Here is a 20,083-nt window from a genome sequence, read left to right as displayed (position 1 = left end):
TGTTCTCTTATGTGTTGTCGGGAGAGGTGTACGAACCGCGGTAGACCTTAATGGACTCCGGCAGCCAATGCCCGTCCACAGGTTTCTGAATCTCGGTGATGGTGTATGCCAAACCGTGGTATTTCGCATATACGATAGAGGTTTCGCTGTCGTAAACGGCGATTTTGGTGCCGTCAGGCATGGTTTTCTGCCAGACAGTGAGTTCATCGTCTGGCGTGCTGCTGACAAAAAGCAGGCCGCCGGTCGGCATATAGCTGATGTTCAGACTTGCAGCCAGCACGCACAGCAGCGGAACGATCAGCAGGAATGCAATGCGTTTTTTCATAGAGCCGTCACCTCTTTCGCGGAAGCTGTCTCTCGGTATCTGCATTATAGCAGATAAACCGTATTTTGATAATTCGCGTTTTGACTGAAAACTGTGACGTGAAATTGGCGCCCCAAAGACATAGAAAAACCACCTGTTATCAGTGATAACAGGTGGTTTTGTATATTATTTGATCTGCTGAGACAGGTTGTACAGCACCTGTGCCAGCTCAACCGACTTAATCTGTCCCTTGGGATTGAATGCGCCGTGATTGTCGCCGTTCATCAGCTTGTTGGTCTGACAGAACGCAACGGCATCCTTCGCCCACGGAGCGATCGAAGAAGCATCGGTAAACGCGGTATTCACACTCGTATCAGTCGAAACCGTAATCTTTCCGGCCTTTTCGAGCAGCGTAATGTAGCGCTGCAGCACTGCCGCAAACTCCTGACGGGAGATGGAGTCATAGGGACGCAGGTAGTGCTGACTGTCACCGGTCATAATGCCGGATTCAAAGCAGAATGTCATGCCGGGACGATCAGATTCATAAATCTGGTTGTAGTCAGGTGCTTCCTTGATGGCCATGCCTGCATAGGATGCAGTCAGTTCAGGGTCAATGAGCTTTGCGCTGTTATAAATCGCTTCGGCAACCGTGCAGCGGTTTTCCGCCGGATTGAACCACGGGAAATATTCTTTACCGTCGATATGACCCGCCGGCAGCATGATGTTGTTCTCAATCACATAGCGGACTGCGGGCGTGAACCACGAGTTCTCCGGCAGCTCGTATTTCTGCTCGAACTCGGCATCGGTCAGGTCCTTGTCGTTCTTGGTGTAAAGGTTGTTTTCCTGCTTATCGGCGGCCTGTGTGGCGGATACGGTGGTATCAACGTTATCCGGAAGGTCGGCAGCGAGCGCGGTGGTGCTCATGGAGAGTGCCACTGCACCGGTGAGGAAAAATGCCATTACCTGTTGAAATTTCATAGAGTGTACCTCCTTGTCTGCGGCAGAGCCGCAAGCTAATAGATGTATGACGTATATCATACTCTGTGACTATTATAGCATGATCTGGCGGAAATACAAGCGGTGTAACACAGATGTAACGCAAACGACACAAAATCGTCCGAAAGTTCCGCCCGTTGGTTGAAACTTTCTCCCTCTCAAAGTCAAAAAGTCAGCGCTATCCTTGCGCGGCTTCTTGGCCGCGCTGCGCGGTACACACCTCGACTTTTGCTCTCATTAAATATTTTTAAGGATAGAGGCCTACGGGCTGGCATTTGCAATGCAAATGCTATTTAACACGCGCTATCGCGCGAAAATGTGTTAGCAACTGCCGTTATCGAAAAAAGAGCGGACCAATCGGTCCGCTCTCAGCTTGTCGAAAAAGCAATATTCGATTTTTATGCTTCGTGCGGCAGCACGCATTCAATCGAATTTGCTTTGCAAATTCATAAATTCCGGGAGCATGGTCCAGACCACCCTCTCTTGCCGCTATGCGGCAATTCACCTTGTGTATCTCGGAATTTATACAAGGGAAGAAAAAATGTGTCTGCAGGACGCGGTTTTTCTTCGAGATTCGCTCGAAAGCGTGGTTTCGAGCGAGAGGCTGTTCGAAAACAAAGTTTTTCGACAGCCTCAGAGCGGACCAATCGGTCCGCTCTCAGCGTATTCGCTTAAATGCTTTCGGTGATGATGTCTATAATCTCCTCGCGGGACAGCGTGCGCGGATCGACACGGAACAGGGCACCCATGGTGCTTGCTGCGTTGTCAGCAAGTTCGCCTGCGTCCTCCGGCTTTACGCCGTAGTCGGACAGGCGCAGCTTGTCCACGCCGCACGCCTGCTGCAGCTCAGCCAGCGCAGCGAGAAAATCGCCGTCCACACGTCCGAGTGCGTGTGCAATGGCCTGCAGGCGGTCAGCCGAGGTGTCCTTGAAGCGGCTCCAGTATGCCTTGGACAGCATGATCAGACCCGCGCCGTGCGGCAGATCGGGATGGAACGCGCTCAGCGCATGCTCGATGGCGTGCTCGCCGCTGCAGCTCGACAGCGTTTCGACAAAACCTGCCAGCGTGTTCGCCAGTGCCACATCCGCGCGCGCATCGGCGTTGCCGCCGTCCTTAACAGCTGTTGCCAGCGATTTGCCGATCAGCGCAATTGCCTGCAGCGCGAACATGTCGCTCATCGGGCTTGCAGTCTTAGCCAGATAGCCTTCGGCCGCATGGAAGAATGCGTCAAAGCCCTGGTATGCCGTCAGATGCGGCGGAACGGTCATCATAAAATCCGGATCGACGATCGAAATGGTCGGGAAGCACTTCTCGCCGCCGCCGCCGATCTTTTCCTCGCCGTTGGTGATAACCGTGAACGGGTCGGCCTCCGTGCCCGTGCCTGCGGTCGTTGGAATGGCAACAATCGGCAGTCCGGCATTGGCCATGCGCTTGCCGCCGCCCGTGCCGCCGTGAATGTAGTCCCACCAGTCGCCGTCGTTGGTCGCCATAATGGCAACCGCCTTGGCCGTGTCGATGGACGAGCCGCCGCCGAGACCGACAACAAATGCAATGTTCTGCTCACGGCAGAGCGCAGCGCACTCGCGCACGCCCTCAATCGTCGGGTTCGGCTGTACCTTGTTGTATACCACGGTCGGGTGACCGGCTTCCGCCAGCGTATCCGCCACCTTGGCCACATAGCCCAGTTTGGTGGTGGAGGTGCCGCCGGTGATGATCAGACCCGCGCCCTGCGGCAGGCGTGCCTTGGCCAGACGTTTGACCGATCCGGCACCGAAAAATAAGCGTGTCGGCATATAAAAGCTAAAGTTTTCCACTGCAATAGCCTCCTTTGGGGATTAGTAGTTAGTGATTAGAAATTAGAGTGAAGAGCTCCTACCAAGTGGGAGTTAAGACAATACCGCATAACCCAACAAGAGCGATTTGCAAATAAATTTTGCGGTGTTGCCTTAAGTAATATCCTCACGTTGCGTGGGCGGCCAATGACCGCCCCTACGATGCAGATGGTGCAGTTCAGAAAGTAACGGTGTGCCGAGGACATCGCACCCTACGGCAAAGATTACTGATAATTGTAACTCGCAGGTGCCGTCCGTTATATCCAGACCAACGAGTTGCGCGACATACCCGTGCCGCGCCCCGCGCGGCGTCAGCGCAGATTCCGCTCGCTTCGCAAGCCCTAACACTTTTATTATACCAAATTCCACACTTGGAGAAAAGAGCCAAATCACCGAAATGAACGGCTTTTTGTTGTGCAATATGCAATCTAAAAAGTCGTAAAAAACGCTTGACGTTGTGCAATATTAATGATATTATAATGACACAGAAAAGATAAAGGCAAACACCAAAGGCAAAGTAAAACAGGGGTTTTACTCCAAAAGGCGCAAACCTTCATCTGATCTGAAGGATGTCAATCCGGTTTGATACCCACGAAAGAGGTGAGTCCAATGGTATCAGAAGAGGCATCTTACCAGTTCGCGGGACTCGCCGCGGCGCTGTGACCGAAACGATCAAGGTGATAGCTGAAAAAATGAGCGAGTTCCAATTCCACAATTTGAACCGCCTGAAAAGCGCGATCGGCTTCTAAGCAAAGGTAACAACAACGGTAACTTTGGGGAAGCTATCCTCGTGAATTTAACTATCCGTACATGGCATACTAAGACAGTCAAGCGGATCGAGGCAGCAGGAAAGTAAGGTTCATACATGACAGAACCCTGATATTTGATGCGCCGGCGAACAAAACGAAGTATCTTACGATACCTGCCGGATGCTGCACCCGCCGATGGGCATACTGATGAGTATCTGCAGCATAGACATACCGCATCGGAACGAGATGATATCAAAGTCCGAGTAACATCCGGTTCGACAAGGCAGGCTGTATCACATCTTCCGCCGAGCAGTGACGCATCACCCACTGGAAATAGAGTTCCCGAATGTAGGAAAGGCAACCAAACGGACTATGTAGTTTGTGCAGTAAACGAACCTTAGCCGGGCGGTTCCGCGAACGTAAGATCGAAAGATGCCGAAAAAACAACCGAATACCAATCCAAATGCGATGGGAAATATCCTGTCGGGAAAAGAGGATCTATGGAGATTTGGAAGTAAAAGCCCTCGTTCATGTGTCTGTGAATGAGGGCTTTATTTTGTCCTTTTTTGTCAATGGCAAAATAGATAAAATGAGTGTTGAAAATCTGTATAACTGCACGAAAACACGGTTTTGGATAAAGTTGCTTTGACGAAACTGTCAAAACTCTGCTATGATGGAAATGCAATACAGTGCAATATATAGAGGAGCGATACTTATGAAAATAGACGGAAACGAGCTGGCCATCCTGCAGAACGACCTTGACCGCGAGGGCAAGAAGGAAGAAGCGCTCAAGATCAAGCTGGAATTTCTGCGTCAGGTGCGCGAATCCGGTGATCACTGCCCGTGTAAGGAGGCGTGCCGCCATCACGGCAACTGCTTCGAGTGCGTGACTATCCACCGCGGGCACCGCGACCATTTGCCGATGTGCCTGTGGGATATGGTAAATGAGCGGCTGGCGGCTCTCAGCCACATAACCGAAGGCACGCTGCGCGCCTATGAGGATCGCAAGGCCGCGGAAGGTATCGAGTGCGGCGATTGTTCCGACTGTCCCGGTTGCGGAGAATAAAAATATAACGGACAAACCAAAGCGGTTTGTCCGTTTTTATCTGCCGAAGGAAAAAGGACTTGAGTGAAAACTCAAGTCCTTTTGTGTATTCAGGAAGTATTCTTTACAGCAGCTCGTGCTTGATGCGGTCGAGTGCCTCCGGAGCCTGCTGATCCATCTTCTCCGGGAAGCCGAAGTAGGATACGCAGATGATATTGTCGCCGCCAACCTTCGGTGCGTCCGGCTTCAGCTGCTTGTTCGCGAAGTCCATCTCACGCAGGGTCTCGAAGATGCCGTCGAAATCAACCTCGCCTTCACCCATAGCGGTGTGCTGATGGATGGTGTAGTCAGCACGGCCGCGCTGGTTCAGCCAGGGCGGATTTACGATGTAGCGGCAGTCCTTGGTCTGGTTCCAGGTGTCAGCCAGAAGAACGTGGGTCAGTTCATCGCCAGCGTACTTCAGCATGTGGCGAACGTCGCCCTTGCCCTGATCGTAGAAGAAGCCGTGGGATGCAGAGTAAACGTAGCCCAGGTTCTTGGAACGGAAGGACTTAACGATGTCGCAGGCCTCGTCGTTCAGCTCTACGAAGTCATACGGGTGGGACTGGCACTCTACGCGGATGCCCTCACGCTCGATGATCGGCAGCAGCTCCTCCATGGACTTGAAGAACATACCGTTGCAGATCTCCTGCTGGTTCGGGTCGCCGGAGAACTCGGTGTTGATGACCGGTACGCCCATGTCAACCGCGATCTCAATCATGCGCTTCCAGTTTGCAACTGCGTGCTGGCGCTGCTCCTCGGTCGGGCCGGACCAGCGGTAAACAACGATGAAAGAGGAAATCTCTACACCGGTCTCCTTGAGAGCCTGCTTGTACTCCTGCTGGCACTCCTTGGAGAACAGCGGGTGCTTGTAGAACGGGTTAATACGCGGATGCGGGGACTGCTCGATGTACTTGTAGCCCCAGTCAGCTACCTTGTGAACATAATCGTTGATGGACATCTGCTTGGCAAGAACGTCAACGTCAAATGCGATTTTCATAAGAATGATCCTCCTTGTCTGTTTGCCATATCAAGGGTGGCTTCCCTGTTTGATGGCTCTATTATAAAGCGTTTCTGCCGTCTTGCCAATGATACAAATCACCCTAAACCTGCGAAATCCTGCTATTCGCTATTGCATCAAACGGATACTTCTGATAGGATAGAGGCAAGGAGAGTGACCGCTATGCTGATTCCCGAATTAGGTGTCCATCAGACCTCGGAACGGTACTTTTTTACGCCGTCTTCGCTTGCAAAGGAGCTTTTTTATTACCCGACGCGGCTCGGACATTACTTCTGCAACAGCCGGTATTCCTTCAATCACCGGTCGGAAATTGCCCTGCAGGGTGACCACAACCAAAATATCATGCTGTTTTTTGTGCATGATGGCGCAATGGAGCTGACGCTGAACGGTACGCCTGCCATCGCCGGCGCCGGACAGATCGTGCTGTTCGACTGCCGTGAGCCATACAGCTATGCCGCCTCGGACGGACTGGAGTTCACCTGGCTGCTGTTCAACGGCCTGAATGCCCGCGCGTTCTATCAGAAAATCCTGCAGGCACGCGGCCGCAGGGCATTTTCGCCGGCCGCACCGGCGGAGATTGCGCAAATGCTGGATTCTCTGCGGAGCGCCTGCGCCGAGGACGCGCGGCTGAGCGAGGCACGGTGCTCACAGCTGATCCACAGGCTGCTGTGTCTGCTCCTGCTGGACGAGACCACCGAGAGCACCGCAGGCGGCGACCGTATCGCGCAGGCTATCCGCTATATGAACCGGCATTTGTTCGAGCCGATCGGCGTACAGGACGCGGCAGCAGCCGTCAGCCTGAGTCCATCGCATTTCTCACGGCAGTTCAAGGCGCGGACCGGTTATTCGCCATATGAGTATATCGTGCTGCGCCGCATCGACAAGGCGAAGTATATGCTGGCCTCCACCGAATTGTCGGTCAAGGAAATCGCCTACGCGACCGGCTACAACAGTGAGGAGAATTTCATTCACAGCTTCCGCAAGAACGTCGGCGTTGCACCGGGAATCTTTCGGAAGTATCCGGTCTAACCGCTTGACAAGTGTGAAAAACGCTGATAAAATAAAGCAGTCGAGTAGCAGAAGTGCGTAAATCCAGATGGATTTACGCACTTTTTTCTTTTGTGCAAAAGACAGGTTGTGGCAGCTTTCCGTAAAGACTCCGAAAATCCAATCAGGAGGTTTCGATATGGATCGGAACAAGGCAGAAAAACGAATGGCGACCGCGCCGGTAGGACGGCTCATGCTGCAGATGGGCACACCGATGATACTATCCATGATGCTGCAGGCGGTCTACAACATTGTGGATAGCTATTTTGTGGCAAACATGGCGGAAAACGGTGAAATCGCGGTCAACGCGCTGACACTTGCATTTCCGGTGCAGATGATGATGGTCGCCGTCGGCATCGGCACCGGTGTTGGCGCAAATGCGCTCATCGCACGCGCACTCGGTCAGGGTGACCGGGAGAAGGCGGGGGCAGCGGCAGGCAATGCGCTGACGCTCATGGGGATTATTTATGCGGTGTGCCTGCTGTTCGGCGCGTTCGGTGCGGGCGCGTACATCGGCTCGCAGACGAGCGACCCGATCGCTCTGGCGATGGGCAGTCAGTACCTGCGCATCTGCTGTATGGCCTCGTTCGGTATTCTGTTCTTCTCGGTGTTTGAGAAAACCCTGCAGGCGACCGGCCGTTCGCTTTATTCTACAATCGCACAGGTGACAGGCGCACTGACGAACATCGTGCTTGACCCAATCATGATCTACGGTCTGCTCGGCTGTCCGAAACTGGGTGTGGCAGGTGCGGCATGGGCGACCGTGCTCGGTCAGATTGCGTCTCTGGCTCTGGCGGCCGTGTTCCATTTCCGGCTGAACAGGGAACTGCCGTTCAACCGCAAGGCTCTGTGCCTGCGCCGCAGTATCGTCGGCGAGATTTACTCCATCGGCGTACCGGCCATCATAGCACAGGGCGCGATGAGCGTGATGAATTATTGTGTCAATCTGATTTTCGGCAGTCTGGACAGTTCGTATGTCACCGCTTATGGCATTGTTTACAAAATTCAGCAGTTCGTTTTGTTCGCGGCGTTCGGTCTGCGTGACGCGATTACGCCGATTGTGTCGTTCAGCTACGGCATGCAGAATGCGAAACGCATCCGTGAGGGCGTGCGCTGCGGTCTGATGTACACCATTGTTCTCATGCTGGTTTGCACTGCGGCTGTAGAAATTCTGGCGCAGCCGCTGGCAGGTATTTTCTCACTGTCCACAGGCACGATGGGCTTGTGCGTGATCGGTCTGCGCGTGCTGGCGGTCAGCTTTGTGTTCGCAGGTGCAAACATTGCCATACAGGGCGTGTTCCAGGCCACCGAGGGCGGTGTGCAGTCGCTGCTCGTGTCGCTGCTGCGCCAGCTGATCTTTGTGCTGCCGGCGGCATGGCTGTTCGCGCACCTGCTGCCGGCCGGCGTGTGGCTGGCGTTCCCCATCGCGGAGGTGCTGACCGCAGTAATCGCCGCCGTGCTGTTGCTGCATACCGCAGGGAAAGGCCGCCTGTCACAGCGGGATCACGCTGTTTCACTGGGTAAGTAAAATCCTGCCTGACAAAACATACGATTTTCTGTACAGCTTTTTGTCGCTTCTCACGAATCATCCGATCGAGAGACTCAACACTATGCACAAACATACAGTCTATAATCTGTGAATAGTGCCTAAATAATTGAGAAATTGTGCTTATGTTAAGCGAAAAACGCTGAAAAATGAGAAAATCTACAAAAACCTCTTTTCTTTCTGCTGTTTTATGCTATAATGAAACTAACATAAAAGGGTTTCACGAAGTACAATCTCAGGAGGTAGTTATTATGACCAGAGGTATCCGTGTAAAGAATACGGACGACATTCAGAAGATCAACAAGATCGTAACCCGTTACGGTTTTGATATTTGGATTCACGGCAAGAGCGGTATGGTAGACGCAAAGAGCCTGCTCGGTATGTTCCTGCTGTCCCTGAACGAGCCGCTTCAGATCGTTCTCGAGGACGATGTTGATCCGACCGCACTGTTCAAGGATCTTGAGGATTACCTGGAGATCGACGACGAGGACTAATTTTTCTCGTACAACAGCCTAATAAAAAGCAGTCGATTTTGGGCATCATCCACAAAGAAGATGCTCCAAGACAGCTTTGCAGCTCAATTTAACATTTTTCGGAACGGTGCAGTCTTATTGACTGCACCGTTTCTGTTTTCTTACGCTATACAAGAGACTAAAATGATTTTTCCATTTCCTTTGCGCGTTTCCGGATGCTGTTCATGCGGCGCACCCATTCCGGCGGATTACAAAACCCGAAGGGAGAAACTTCTTTACGAAGTTCCTCCCTTCGGGTTTCTGTTTTATTTCACTGCAATCAGATGGTGTTGATATCAACCATTTCGCAGTTTTCGATCTTAACATCGCCCTCGAGGCAGCGCAGCAGCGCGGAAACCGTATCCATCGAGGTCAGGCACGGGATTGCACGCTCTACCGCGGTACGGCGGATGTGTACCGAGCCAAGCTCCGGATGACGGCCCTTGACCGAGGTAGCAACAACGTAGTCAATCTTGCCGGACTCGATCAGGTCGATGATGTTCGGGGAGGGCTCGTCCACGTTGCGGATGGCGTTAGTGGCGACCATGTGACGGTTGAGCACGTTTGCAGTGCCGCTGGTGGCGTAAATGTCAAAGCCGAGAGCCTCGAAGCGCTCACCGATGCGGATTGCCTCCTGCTTGTCCGAATCACGGACCGAGATCAGGACAGCGCCCTTCTTCTTCATCTGGAAGCCTGCGCCGGTCAGACCCTTGAGCAGTGCCTCACGGAAGGTCTTCGCAACGCCCAGAACCTCGCCGGTGGACTTCATCTCAGGGCCAAGCTGGGTATCCAGATCACGCAGCTTCTGGAACGAGAATACCGGAACCTTGACCGCATAGTGGTCGCTTTCCGGATGCAGACCGGTGCCGCAGCCCATGTCCTTCAGCTTTTCACCGAACATGCAGCGGGTAGCCAGATCGACCATCGGCACGCCGGTAACCTTGGAGATGTACGGTACGGTACGGGACGAACGCGGGTTTACCTCGATAACGTAGATCTGATCGTTGTACAGAACGAACTGGATGTTGACCAGACCGAGAACAGCAAGGTTCTTTGCCAGAGATTCGGTATACTTAACGAGGGTGTCCTTGTGCTTCTGCTCGATGTTGATGGACGGATAGATGGAGATGGAGTCGCCGGAGTGAACGCCTGCGCGCTCGAAGTGCTCCATGATACCCGGGATGAGGATGTCGTCGCCGTCACAGATGGCATCGACCTCGATCTCGCGGCCCATCATGTACTTATCGACCAGAACCGGGTTTTCAACCTTGTTGCGGGTGATAACCTGCATGAACTCGCGGACATCGGCCTCCTTGTAGGCAATCTCCATGCCCTGACCGCCCAGAACGTAGGACGGACGAACGAGAACCGGATAGCCAAGCTCGTCAGCCGCCTTGACAGCTTCTTCCTCGGTCATAACGGTGTGGCCCGCCGGACGCGGGATACCGCACTTTTCGAGGATAACGTCGAACTTTTCACGGTCCTCAGCGGCGTCGATCGACCATGCCGGCGTGCCGAGGATCTGAACGCCCAGCTTCTCAAGGTGAGCCGCAAGGTTGATGGCGGTCTGACCGCCGAACTGTACGATAGCGTAATCCGGCTTCTCGGCCTCGACAACGCCGGTAACGTCCTCCGGTGTCAGCGGCTCGAAGTACAGACGGTCTGCGGTGTCAAAGTCAGTGGAAACGGTCTCCGGGTTGTTGTTGATGATAACGGTCTCGCAGCCCAGCTTCTGCAGCGCCCAGACAGCGTGAACCGAGCAGTAGTCGAACTCGATGCCCTGACCGATACGGATCGGACCGGAGCCAAGTACCAGAATCTTCTTCTTGCCGGACGGAGGTGCAACCTCGGTCTCCTCATCGTAGGTGGAGTAGTAATACGGGGTCTCTGCCTCGAACTCAGCGGCACAGGTATCAACCATCTTGTATACCGGCAGACGCTTAACGTCCGAAATGTCCTTACCGGACAGCTGCTCGATGGTCTTGTCGAGGAAGCCCATCTTCTTGGCGCGGATATACAGATCGGAGTCGATCTTGTCAGCTGCAGCCAGCTCCTTCTCCATGTCGATGATGTTCTGGAACTTGTGCAGGAAGAATACGTCCATCGTGGTGATGTCGTGGATCTCCTCAATGGTCATGATGCCGCGGCGCAGAGCCTCGCAGATGTGGAACAGACGCTGATCGTCTGTGCGTGCCACGCCCTTCTTAATCTCGGCGTCAGACTGCTTCTGGATGTGCGGGGCAATCATGCTGTCCAGCTTGATCTCACAGCCGCGAACGGCCTTCATCAGCGCGCCCTCAAAGGTGTTGTCGATGGCCATGACCTCACCGGTGGCCTTCATCTGGGTGCCGAGAGTGTTGTCCGCGTAAACGAACTTGTCAAACGGCCAGCGCGGGAACTTGACAACGCAGTAGTCGAGGGTCGGCTCGAAGCATGCCTTGGTCTTGCCGGTAACGGCGTTGGAGATCTCATCCAGGCCATAGCCGACTGCAATCTTTGCGGTTACCTTTGCAATCGGGTAGCCGGTTGCCTTGGAAGCCAGTGCAGAGGAACGGGAAACACGCGGGTTTACCTCGATTACGGCGTACTCGAAGGATTCTGGGTTGAGCGCGTACTGCACGTTGCAGCCGCCCTCGATGCCCAGCTCGGTGATAATGTTGAGTGCGGAGGTACGGAGCATCTGATATTCCTTGTCGCACAGGGTCTGCGACGGCGCAACTACGACAGAGTCGCCGGTGTGTACGCCGACCGGGTCAACGTTCTCCATGTTACAGATGGTGATGGCGTTGCCCTTGTGGTCGCGCATTACCTCGTACTCGATTTCCTTCCAGCCTGCGATGCACTTCTCGACCAGAATCTCGTCAACACGCGAGTACATGATGCCGGAGGCCGCAATTTCGCGCAGCTGCTCCCAGGTGTAGGCAATGCCGCCGCCGGTGCCGCCGAGCGTGTACGCCGGACGGATGATGACCGGCAGACCGATCTCACGGGTGAAATCAACCGCATCCTCAACCGAGTGAACAACCTTGGAGGCAATGATCGGCTCGCCGATCTTCTCCATGGTGTCCTTGAACATCTGGCGGTCCTCTGCCTTTGCGATGGTGGTCGGATTAGCGCCGAGCAGCTTTACGCCCATTTTATCAAGGAAACCGTTCTCGCACAGCTCCATGGCGAGGTTCAGACCGGTCTGACCGCCGAGGTTGGGCAGCAGAGAGTCCGGATGTTCCTTTTTGATGATCTCCTGAACGGCTTCGACGGTCATCGGCTCGATGTAAACCTTGTCCGCCATAGCCTTGTCGGTCATGATGGTTGCCGGGTTGGAGTTTACCAGAACTACCTCCAGACCCTCCTCGCGCAGTGCGCGGCACGCCTGCGTGCCTGCATAGTCGAACTCGGCAGCCTGACCGATAACGATCGGGCCGGAGCCCAGTACCATTACCTTATGAATATCCTTGCGCAGCGGCATTACTGAGCGCCTCCTTTCGACTTTTCAATATTTTCGATGAACTTATCAAACAGATACGAGGTATCCATCGGGCCGGGGCATACCTCCGGGTGATACTGCACAGTGAATACCGGACGGCCGATGTGCTCAAGGCCCTCAACGGTGCCGTCGTTCAGGTTGACGTAGCGCACGCGGGCGATCTTCGGATCGACCGACTCGCCGACAACGGCATAGCCGTGGTTCTGCGAGGTGATGTAGGTGCGGTCCGCGTCGATGTCCTTTACCGGATGGTTGACACCGCGGTGGCCGTACTTCAGCTTGGTGGTCTTTGCGTCGATAGCCAGAGCCAGCAGCTGGTGACCGAGGCAGATGCCGAAAATCGGCATATCGGACTTCAGCAGCTCCTTGAGGTTTGCTACGATCTCGACATTCTCCGCCGGGTCGCCGGGGCCGTTGGACAGCATCACGCCGTCGTACTTGCCGACTACGTCCTCCGGCTTGGTGTATGCCGGAACAACGGTGACTTCGCAGCCGCGCTTGCACAGCTCGCGCTCGATGTTGTATTTTACGCCGTAATCGAACAGGGCAATGCGGTACTTGGTCTCACCGTCAGCGGGATAAACGATATTCTCGTCACAGGTTACGGTCTTAACCGCATCCTTTACAACGTAAGCCTTCATTTCCGCAATGGTCTGCTCATCCGGCTCGAAGCCCTCGGTGTAAATAACGCCGTTCATAACGCCTTCGCCGCGCAGCTTGCGGGTCAGTCGGCGGGTATCGATGCCGGCAAGGCCAACGACCTTCTGTGCCTTGAGGTACTCGTCGAGCGTTACCTTGCAGCGCCAGTTGGACGGGTATTCGCACATCTCGCGCATGATAAAGCCGGAAACCCAGCTTTTGCGGGACTCGTAATCCTCAAAGTTGATGCCGTAGTTGCCGACGAGCGGGTAGGTCATGGTAACGACCTGACCGTAGTAGGACGGGTCGGTCAGAACCTCCTGATAGCCTGCCATGCCGGTGTTGAATACGACCTCACCGATGCTCTGTCCTTCGTAGCCGACTGCGGTACCCTCGAACAGAGTGCCGTCCGCCAGCAGTAAGTATGCTTTTTTCACTATATCCACACGCTCCTAAATGAAATTCGCGGAATTTCTATTGTAATAGAACGCAGCTTGCTGCGTTCATAAAAAGTCGGGACATGCGCCTGACTTTTTATACCTCGACTCAGCGGCCTTGGGCCGCGTCCGGGGGTATCAAAAATCAGTTTCTACTGGAACTGATTTTTGTATATAGGGGGTATTGGATACCCCCTATAATCACTTAATGGCGTTTACGATGTCGTCGCGCATCCGGATAGCTTCTGCGCGGGCGGCTTCCTTATAGTCCTCGCCGTTATTGCCGGTTTTCTTCCATGCGCACATGATGCCGCGGGAGGAGTTTACGATAGCACCGAGACCGTCGTCGTTAAACGCATTGGCGATGTCCTTTGCGGTTGCGCCCTGCGCGCCGTAACCAGGTACGAGGAAGTAGCTCTTCGGCAGCAGCTCACGGATGATCTTCTGCTCCTCCGGGTAGGTCGCGCCGACTACCGCGCCGATCTGGTTGTAGCCGCACGGCGTATCCAGACCCTCGCCCCACTTTGCTACCATCTCCGCCATGCGGGCGTAGAGCGGCTTGCCCTCCATGTCGCGGTTCTGCAGCTCGCCGGAGGACGGGTTAGAGGTCTTTACCAGCATAAACAGGCTCTTCTCACGGCTGCGGCACTCCTTGAGGAACGGCTCCACGCCGTCCGTGCCGAGGTAGCCGTTTACGGTAACCGAATCGCAGCCGTACGGTGCGATCTCGGTATCGCCGACGCGGGTCTTGCCGAGGTAAGCCTCTGCGTAAGCGGTTGCGGTAGCGCCGATGTCGTTGCGCTTGATATCGCCGATAACGTACATGCCCTTGGCGTGTGCGTAGTCGATGGTCTCCTTGAGTGCCATCGCACCGTAGGAGCCGAGCAGCTCGTAATACGCAGCCTGCGGCTTTACGGCCGGAACAATGTCGCACAGTGCGTCGATCAGGCCGCAGTTGAAGGCTACGACGCTCTCAGCGGCAGCACGCAGCGTTTCGCCGTGCAGCATCATGTTGCGTCCCGAAATATGCTGCGGGATGTACTCCAGTCGAGCGTCCAGGCCGGCTACGGTCGGGTTGCCCTTTTCCTTGATCTTTTCTACTAAGGTTTGGATAGACATTCGGTTCTTCCTTTCTCAGGTGCGATGTTGTTTTACGGATTGCGAGCTTGTATGTTTACACTGTCTTCGCCGTCCACTTCGGTCAGGCGGACAAAAACGCGTTCATCACGCGCGGTAGGCAGGTTTTTGCCGATATAATCCGGCCGCAGCGGCAGTTCGCGGTGACCGCGATCGACCAGCACAGCCAGCTGTATGCGCTCGGCGCGTCCTCGGTGAGAGATGGCTTCGATGGCGGCACGCACGGTGCGTCCGGTGTACAGCACATCGTCCACGATGATGACGGTCGCGCCTGCAATGCGCGGATCGAGATCGGGCAGAGGAGCGTCCATGCGCGGCACGTCATCGCGCCACGGCGTAACGTCCAGCTCGAGCACAGGAGGTGCCGTGCCTTCAACCTCGCCCAGCTTGGCAGCAATGCGCTGTGCCAGATAGATACCGCGTGTTTTCACACCGGCGAGCAGCAGGTGCTCCGCGCCCTTGTTTTTTTCCACGATTTCAAACGCGATGCGGGTCAGTGCACGGCGAATACCATCCTGATCGAGTATGATCTTCGGTTCGGTCAATCTGCCGCCTCCCTTCAAAAATGCAAAAAAATGACTCTCCGCCACAACAATTAGCAGAAAGCCGCACGAAATACTACACCTGTCCCCCTTGTCCTACGGCTGACGGCGTATGCACTGTTTTCTGCCTTGCGCGGCTCACGGGCCGCACCTTAAAGGCGGATTGTTAGATATATTATATAATATGAACATGCGATTGTAAATAGTCGATTGTGCCAAACAAGCATTTTTTTGCTGTGCAAAATTTGAGGGACGAGCGGGCATACTGATTCTATAAACTTTATGAAAGGCGGTAGATCTTTTATGCGAATTTCACCTTTTGTTTCCGGCATTGCGACCGGAGCGATGGCAGGCGCGGTGGTTTCGATGGTAGCGGCCGGCGCGATGCTCAATCCGTCGATGCGGCGGAATGCCAAGCACGCGGCGCATAAGGCGGAACATGCGATGCACAGGGCGGCAGACCGGGTGGAGGATTTCATCGGGTGAAGAGATTCGCCATTTCTGGGCGAGAGATTTCGCACGCTGCAGCGTGCGGGGAACGTGCGCCGTCCGGCGCGGGAACAAAAAGGGTAGACACCTACGGTTTCTACCCTCTTTGAACACCCGTTTCCCTTGCGGCGTAGCTTGGGTGCAGATGGTAGACTGCGTAAGCGTAGAAAAGGGGAACGGCAGAGGATTTTTACTACAGTGTCTTTCGCAACCTGTTCGGAGTGTTAGATACATTACTGCTACACAGACCGGAAAGTCTTCGCAGGCGCAACATGACCGTGTTGCGCAATTCGTGAGCACGTTATTATAGACAGCACCTGCGAAAATAAATGGCACCGAACACCTAAATTAGCAGGTGCCGTGCGTTATAACGTACCAAAGAGTTGTGCGGCACTGCTATCCCCCAGGGGACCTTCTCTTGCCCTTCGGGCAATTCACCTTGTGCCGCGCTCTGCGTAGATGAACCCGCATGCGTAGCAGTAATTTATCTGTGAACTGCGAAAAGGCGGGGAAAGACACGCAACGGCAACCCGACTGCCGTTTTCCATTTTCGCAGCGGTCACCGTTCTCCGGTCTGCGCCAGACTATCCAAGGGAAAAGGGGAGATTCATAAGAGGGTGGAAAACCGCAGGTTGTCTACCCTCTTGTGCGCCCGCGCGGCGTCAGCGCAGTTCACCTCGCTTCGCAAGCGGCAATCCATCGGTTAGCACTCGCTAAAAAACGAAAATGCATGGAAAACCCCATCAAACAATGCTATACTATAACCACTACACAAAGGAGAACCATAATTTATGAAAATTCTTATCGTAGTGGATATGCAGAAGGATTTTATCAGCGGCCCTCTCGGTACGGCTGAAGCGCGCGCCATCGTGCCCTATGTTGCAGAGAAGGCAAAAAATGCACCGCGTGAGAATCTGTTCGTCACGCTGGATACCCACCAGCCGAACTACATGGAGACGAACGAAGGGCGTCATTTGCCGGTGCCGCACTGCATCGAAGGAACGGAAGGTCATGCGCTGGACGATGCCATTGCTGCCGCTGTGGATGGCATTCCGGCGTCCCGCATCATCTGCAAGCCGACCTTCGGCGCGGTGGCACTTGTGGACGCGCTGCGCGCTCTGCACGAGCCGCCGGAGGAGATCGAATTTGTCGGCGTATGCACTGGTATTTGCGTGATTTCCAACGCCATGCTGTGCAAGGCAGTATTCCCGGAGGCAAACATCGTGATCGACGCGGCACTGTGCGCGTGCGTCACGCCGGAGTCGCACGATACCGCGCTGAACGCGATGCGTCTGTGCCAGATGGAAATTCTGCATCAGGGTGAGGAGCCGTGGCGCAAATGAGCAGACCCAAGATCAAAATTACGCTGATCGACCGAAAAGGCAAGCACGGCTGCCACCGCGGGCACAAAATCGGCGACAGCTTCGACTTCGACACCGAGCGCGGGCAGCTTTGCCCGATGGCGATGCACGTTGCGTTCCCATACATCGACATTCTGCGTTACGGCGGCCATCTTCCCGGGCAGGAGGACGGCACGGCGGTGTTTTGCTGCCCCGATGTGGACACGATCAACGTATTCCGTATTGAAATTGTAGAATAAGCGTAAAACGGAGGACGAAAAGGATATGGATATCAAAAAAGTTACAGGTGTGTATTTCAGTCCGGCAGGAAGCACAAAGACCGTTGTTGAAACAACGGCGGATGAACTGGCGCGTCTGTTTAAGGCAGAATGCCGGTACATATCGCTCAACACGCCGTCTGACCGTGCGCAGGAGTATCAGTTTGCCCCGGATGAGTTGGTGGTATTCGGCTGTCCGGTGTATGCCGGTCGGCTGCCGAACAAGATTTCGCCGGACTTTGCTCGCTGCCTGCACGGTGAGGGTACACCGGCGGTGGCACTTGTCACCTACGGCGGCAGAGCGTATGACAACGCGCTTGCCGAAATGTGCGAGCTACTGAAAAAAAACAACTTCAAACCGGCGGCAGGCGGCGCTTTTTTGTGCCGACATGTATTCTCGGACAAGCTGGCGGCAGACCGTCCGGACGCGGCTGACCTCAGTGAGCTGCGTATGCTGGCTCAGGGTGCGGCGCTCAAGCTGAGAAGCGAGGGAGAGATCAAGTCGCCGAAGGTGCCGGGTGACGCGCAGGCAGCCTACTACACGCCGCTCAAGACCGACAAAACGCCCGCAAAGTTCCTGAAGGCTAAGCCGAGCACGATGATGATGCTGTGTGAGCACTGCGGTCTGTGCGCGAAAATCTGCCCGATGGGTGCGATTGACCCGAACGACCCGTCTAATATTCCGGGCACCTGTATTAAATGCTGTGCCTGCACGACTTACTGCCCGAGCGGTGCAAAGAAATTTGATGATCCGGATTTCCTGTCGCACACCGCTATGCTCGAGCAATTCCGCACCGAAGCGCGCAAGGAAAATTCGATTTTCCTGTAAATGTTGTGCGGACAACAGAAATCGGCGGCTTGGCGTGGTATACTGTTCGCATAAAGCAAACGACAGGAAAGAGGAGAAGCTATGGACAAGTTCATCCGCAATATCGACCACGAGAGCGTTGTAAGGCTCGCTGAGCTGGTTTCCGTTCAGTCGGGACAGGTGGTCAGCAAGACACTGGCGCAGAACAAGGCGGTCAGCATTACGCTGTTCGCGTTTGACAAAGGCGAGGAGATCGGCACGCACGACTCCACCGGCGACGCAATGGTGACCGTGCTCGAGGGCACCGGACGCTTTACGGTCGGCGGTGTGCCGCATATCGTCAAGGCAGGTGAAACGCTCGTCATGCCCGCAAAGGTGCCGCACGCCGTTTACGGCGAAGAGGCGTTCAAGTGGATGCTGACCGTTGTGTTTCCTGATGGGTTTGAGGCATAATATCATATGGTAAAGGAAATCCCCGCCGAGTGGCGGGGATTTTGTTATGATGGGAAAACAAGTTCGCTGATGTTCAGCATACCGCGGATGCCGGTGCAAGACCACCAATAATAGTTCTTGTCGTTGTAATTGCCGTTGGAGTCGGGCACGGCATCAACGGCGGCATTATAATAAACCGAACTATAATAAGAACGGAACATGTTATCACTTATTTTACCGCCTTCAGCGGTTTCGCCAATTTTATAGGCACTATATTGGTTGGTATCACTAAAGTAAAGACCGAGATAGCCACGGTCGGAGTGATAAATAATCGCGTGGATTTGTGCCTTACTATTGATAAGAACGAGAAATTGTCCAGAACCGCCTTCCTGCAGACAAGGTACTTCGGAAAGTTTTGCAATTTTATCGTAGTTGGCTTTCAAATCATAACTATTAGGATTACCATTAGAATTGTTACCAATTACTGTACCTGTACTGTTTGCAAGTGTGGTGTAGGAATTAAGTTTCCAATTTGCAGAACCATATAGTTCGGACATCTCCGTCTGCACGGCCTCATGCAGCATGCGAGTCTCCGCGATGACCTGATCTTTTTTTGCCTTATCAATATATCCTGTCAGTGCCGGAATGAGCAGCGCCGCGAGGATCGCCAGAATGACCAGCACAACGATCAGCTCCACGAGCGTGAAGCCGCGTTTTTTGTTTTTGGAGTACAGCATTTGAAAAAGTTCCTCCTTCCCAATTGCGGGATAAAGTTCGTCTTTCCTAGTATACTCGAAAATATGCAATAAAGCAAGGAGATAGATACAGATAAAGTGCACAAAAATAAAGGGTTCTTGCCAAAAACATAAAAAAGAAATTGGTTAAATTGGAGAAAGTGTTTTGTAAAGCCGCAGAAACATTGAGATTTACAGCGGGATGTGATAAAATAATATCAACCTGATAAAAAAGAATCACCTGCAGAGACAGGCGATGAGCAGGTTTGCACCGCGTATACAGACGCAGGTGCGCGAGCGGCAGATACCGACGGATTGCAGCCGGTCGGTTAGTGCCGCAGCTTTCGGCAGACGGAAGCAGGAGAGAGAAATGAAGAGAGAGTATTGGGTTACGGAAATGAAGAAATGGGGCATTGAAAATGCAAATCTATGACTGGGTCAGCATAGGCGTATTGTTCGTTCTCGGTATCTTGTTCTATTTCCAACCGGCATGGCTGTTGAGTGAAGACCGGCAGCAGGCCGATGGCGCGGTAAGCAAGGTACGCACTGTCAGCGCGGCTGCGGTGGTATGCGCCATGGTAATGACCGTGATCTGCGTAATCGGATAAAGAAAGAATTGGCTGCAAAAACGCTCCCGTTCGGAAGGTGGATTCCGAGCGGGAGTGTTATTTT

19 protein-coding genes are annotated in these 20,083 nt (G+C 54.0%); 10 read left to right on the top strand and 9 right to left on the bottom strand.

From position 1 onward, the window contains the following. Positions 1-7 precede the first annotated feature (7 nt). The 3 genes from PG722_RS09955 to PG722_RS09945 form a co-directional block, all read right to left on the bottom strand. Positions 8-325: a hypothetical protein gene (locus tag PG722_RS09955; RefSeq protein WP_270580445.1), complete on the bottom strand. Its 318-nt coding sequence runs from the start codon at positions 323-325 to the stop codon at positions 8-10. A gap of 165 nt (positions 326-490) precedes the next feature. Continuing rightward, positions 491-1,282 carry an S-layer homology domain-containing protein gene (locus PG722_RS09950; RefSeq protein WP_270580444.1) on the bottom strand — a complete coding sequence of 264 codons (792 nt, stop codon included), beginning with the start codon at positions 1,280-1,282 and terminating at the stop codon, positions 491-493. Positions 1,283-1,971: 689 nt separating this feature from the next. Then, positions 1,972-3,093 (bottom strand): iron-containing alcohol dehydrogenase, encoded by a 1,122-nt coding sequence (locus PG722_RS09945; protein ID WP_270580443.1) that lies wholly within the window; start codon positions 3,091-3,093, stop codon positions 1,972-1,974. A gap of 1,503 nt (positions 3,094-4,596) precedes the next feature. Between PG722_RS09945 and PG722_RS09940 the strand changes: the two genes are divergently transcribed. Further along, positions 4,597-4,947, top strand: a complete 351-nt coding sequence (locus tag PG722_RS09940; RefSeq protein WP_199667462.1) for an LPS biosynthesis protein — start codon at positions 4,597-4,599, stop codon at positions 4,945-4,947. Positions 4,948-5,050: 103 nt separating this feature from the next. On the opposite strand, the gene PG722_RS09935 is transcribed toward PG722_RS09940, so the two are convergent. Next, a complete protein-coding gene (locus tag PG722_RS09935) occupies positions 5,051-5,965 on the bottom strand; it encodes a sugar phosphate isomerase/epimerase family protein (protein ID WP_118286227.1) in 915 nt (304 codons plus the stop codon). Between the two features lie 183 nt (positions 5,966-6,148). Here PG722_RS09935 and PG722_RS09930 point away from each other — a divergent pair, with 183 nt between their 5' ends. The 3 genes from PG722_RS09930 (at position 6,149) to PG722_RS09920 (ending at position 9,073) form a co-directional block, all read left to right on the top strand. Then, on the top strand, positions 6,149-7,015 hold the full coding sequence (locus PG722_RS09930; protein WP_118286228.1) for an AraC family transcriptional regulator: 867 nt from the start codon (positions 6,149-6,151) through the stop codon (positions 7,013-7,015). Positions 7,016-7,172: 157 nt separating this feature from the next. Next, the gene (locus tag PG722_RS09925; protein ID WP_270580442.1) at positions 7,173-8,561 is read left to right on the top strand and encodes an MATE family efflux transporter; all 1,389 of its coding nucleotides are present in this window, start codon (positions 7,173-7,175) and stop codon (positions 8,559-8,561) included. A gap of 269 nt (positions 8,562-8,830) precedes the next feature. Continuing rightward, complete coding sequence (locus tag PG722_RS09920) at positions 8,831-9,073, top strand: HPr family phosphocarrier protein (protein WP_118361231.1); 243 nt, start codon at positions 8,831-8,833, stop codon at positions 9,071-9,073. A 298-nt stretch (positions 9,074-9,371) separates the two neighbouring features. Here the strand turns inward: PG722_RS09920 and carB are convergent, their stop codons facing one another. The 4 genes from carB to pyrR all read right to left on the bottom strand — a co-directional run bounded on the left by carB (position 9,372) and on the right by pyrR (position 15,333). Beyond that, positions 9,372-12,557: a carbamoyl-phosphate synthase large subunit gene (gene carB, locus PG722_RS09915; RefSeq protein WP_270580441.1), complete on the bottom strand. Its 3,186-nt coding sequence runs from the start codon at positions 12,555-12,557 to the stop codon at positions 9,372-9,374. Further along, positions 12,557-13,651, bottom strand: coding sequence for a carbamoyl phosphate synthase small subunit (locus tag PG722_RS09910; protein WP_270580440.1), 1,095 nt, complete (start codon positions 13,649-13,651; stop codon positions 12,557-12,559). The genes carB and PG722_RS09910 overlap by 1 nt, the downstream gene beginning before the upstream one ends. Positions 13,652-13,852: 201 nt before the next feature. Further along, a complete protein-coding gene (pyrF, locus tag PG722_RS09905) occupies positions 13,853-14,770 on the bottom strand; it encodes an orotidine-5'-phosphate decarboxylase (RefSeq protein ID WP_117752127.1) in 918 nt (305 codons plus the stop codon). Positions 14,771-14,802: 32 nt separating this feature from the next. Continuing rightward, complete coding sequence (gene pyrR, locus PG722_RS09900; RefSeq protein WP_118361225.1) at positions 14,803-15,333, bottom strand: bifunctional pyr operon transcriptional regulator/uracil phosphoribosyltransferase PyrR; 531 nt, start codon at positions 15,331-15,333, stop codon at positions 14,803-14,805. Positions 15,334-15,633: 300 nt separating this feature from the next. Here pyrR and PG722_RS09895 point away from each other — a divergent pair, with 300 nt between their 5' ends. The 5 genes from PG722_RS09895 (at position 15,634) to PG722_RS09875 (ending at position 18,698) form a co-directional block, all read left to right on the top strand. Further along, entirely contained in the window at positions 15,634-15,816 is a 183-nt protein-coding gene (locus tag PG722_RS09895; RefSeq protein WP_110435910.1) for a hypothetical protein, read from the top strand. Positions 15,817-16,610: 794 nt separating this feature from the next. Further along, a complete protein-coding gene (locus tag PG722_RS09890) occupies positions 16,611-17,162 on the top strand; it encodes a cysteine hydrolase family protein (RefSeq protein ID WP_270580438.1) in 552 nt (183 codons plus the stop codon). Next, positions 17,159-17,419 carry a TIGR04076 family protein gene (locus PG722_RS09885; RefSeq protein WP_117489263.1) on the top strand — a complete coding sequence of 87 codons (261 nt, stop codon included), beginning with the start codon at positions 17,159-17,161 and terminating at the stop codon, positions 17,417-17,419. Before PG722_RS09890 ends, PG722_RS09885 begins: the two co-directional genes overlap by 4 nt. 25 nt (positions 17,420-17,444) lie before the next feature. Continuing rightward, positions 17,445-18,266 (top strand): 4Fe-4S binding protein, encoded by an 822-nt coding sequence (locus tag PG722_RS09880; RefSeq protein WP_270580437.1) that lies wholly within the window; start codon positions 17,445-17,447, stop codon positions 18,264-18,266. Positions 18,267-18,347: 81 nt separating this feature from the next. Beyond that, positions 18,348-18,698 (top strand): cupin domain-containing protein, encoded by a 351-nt coding sequence (locus tag PG722_RS09875; protein WP_118286234.1) that lies wholly within the window; start codon positions 18,348-18,350, stop codon positions 18,696-18,698. A 44-nt stretch (positions 18,699-18,742) separates the two neighbouring features. On the opposite strand, the gene PG722_RS09870 is transcribed toward PG722_RS09875, so the two are convergent. After that, a complete protein-coding gene (locus tag PG722_RS09870) occupies positions 18,743-19,414 on the bottom strand; it encodes a prepilin-type N-terminal cleavage/methylation domain-containing protein (RefSeq protein WP_270580436.1) in 672 nt (223 codons plus the stop codon). A 416-nt stretch (positions 19,415-19,830) separates the two neighbouring features. Between PG722_RS09870 and PG722_RS09865 the strand changes: the two genes are divergently transcribed. Next, positions 19,831-20,019 (top strand): hypothetical protein, encoded by a 189-nt coding sequence (locus PG722_RS09865; RefSeq protein WP_118286235.1) that lies wholly within the window; start codon positions 19,831-19,833, stop codon positions 20,017-20,019. The last annotated feature ends 64 nt before the right edge of the window (positions 20,020-20,083 follow it).

Source organism: Butyricicoccus sp. OF27-2pH9A, from assembly GCF_027693185.1.
GTDB classification, from domain to species: Bacteria; Bacillota; Clostridia; order Oscillospirales; family Butyricicoccaceae; genus Agathobaculum; species Agathobaculum butyriciproducens.
The sequence above is the reverse complement of the archived record's forward strand: the minus strand, read 5'-3'. Positions and strand labels throughout refer to the sequence as shown.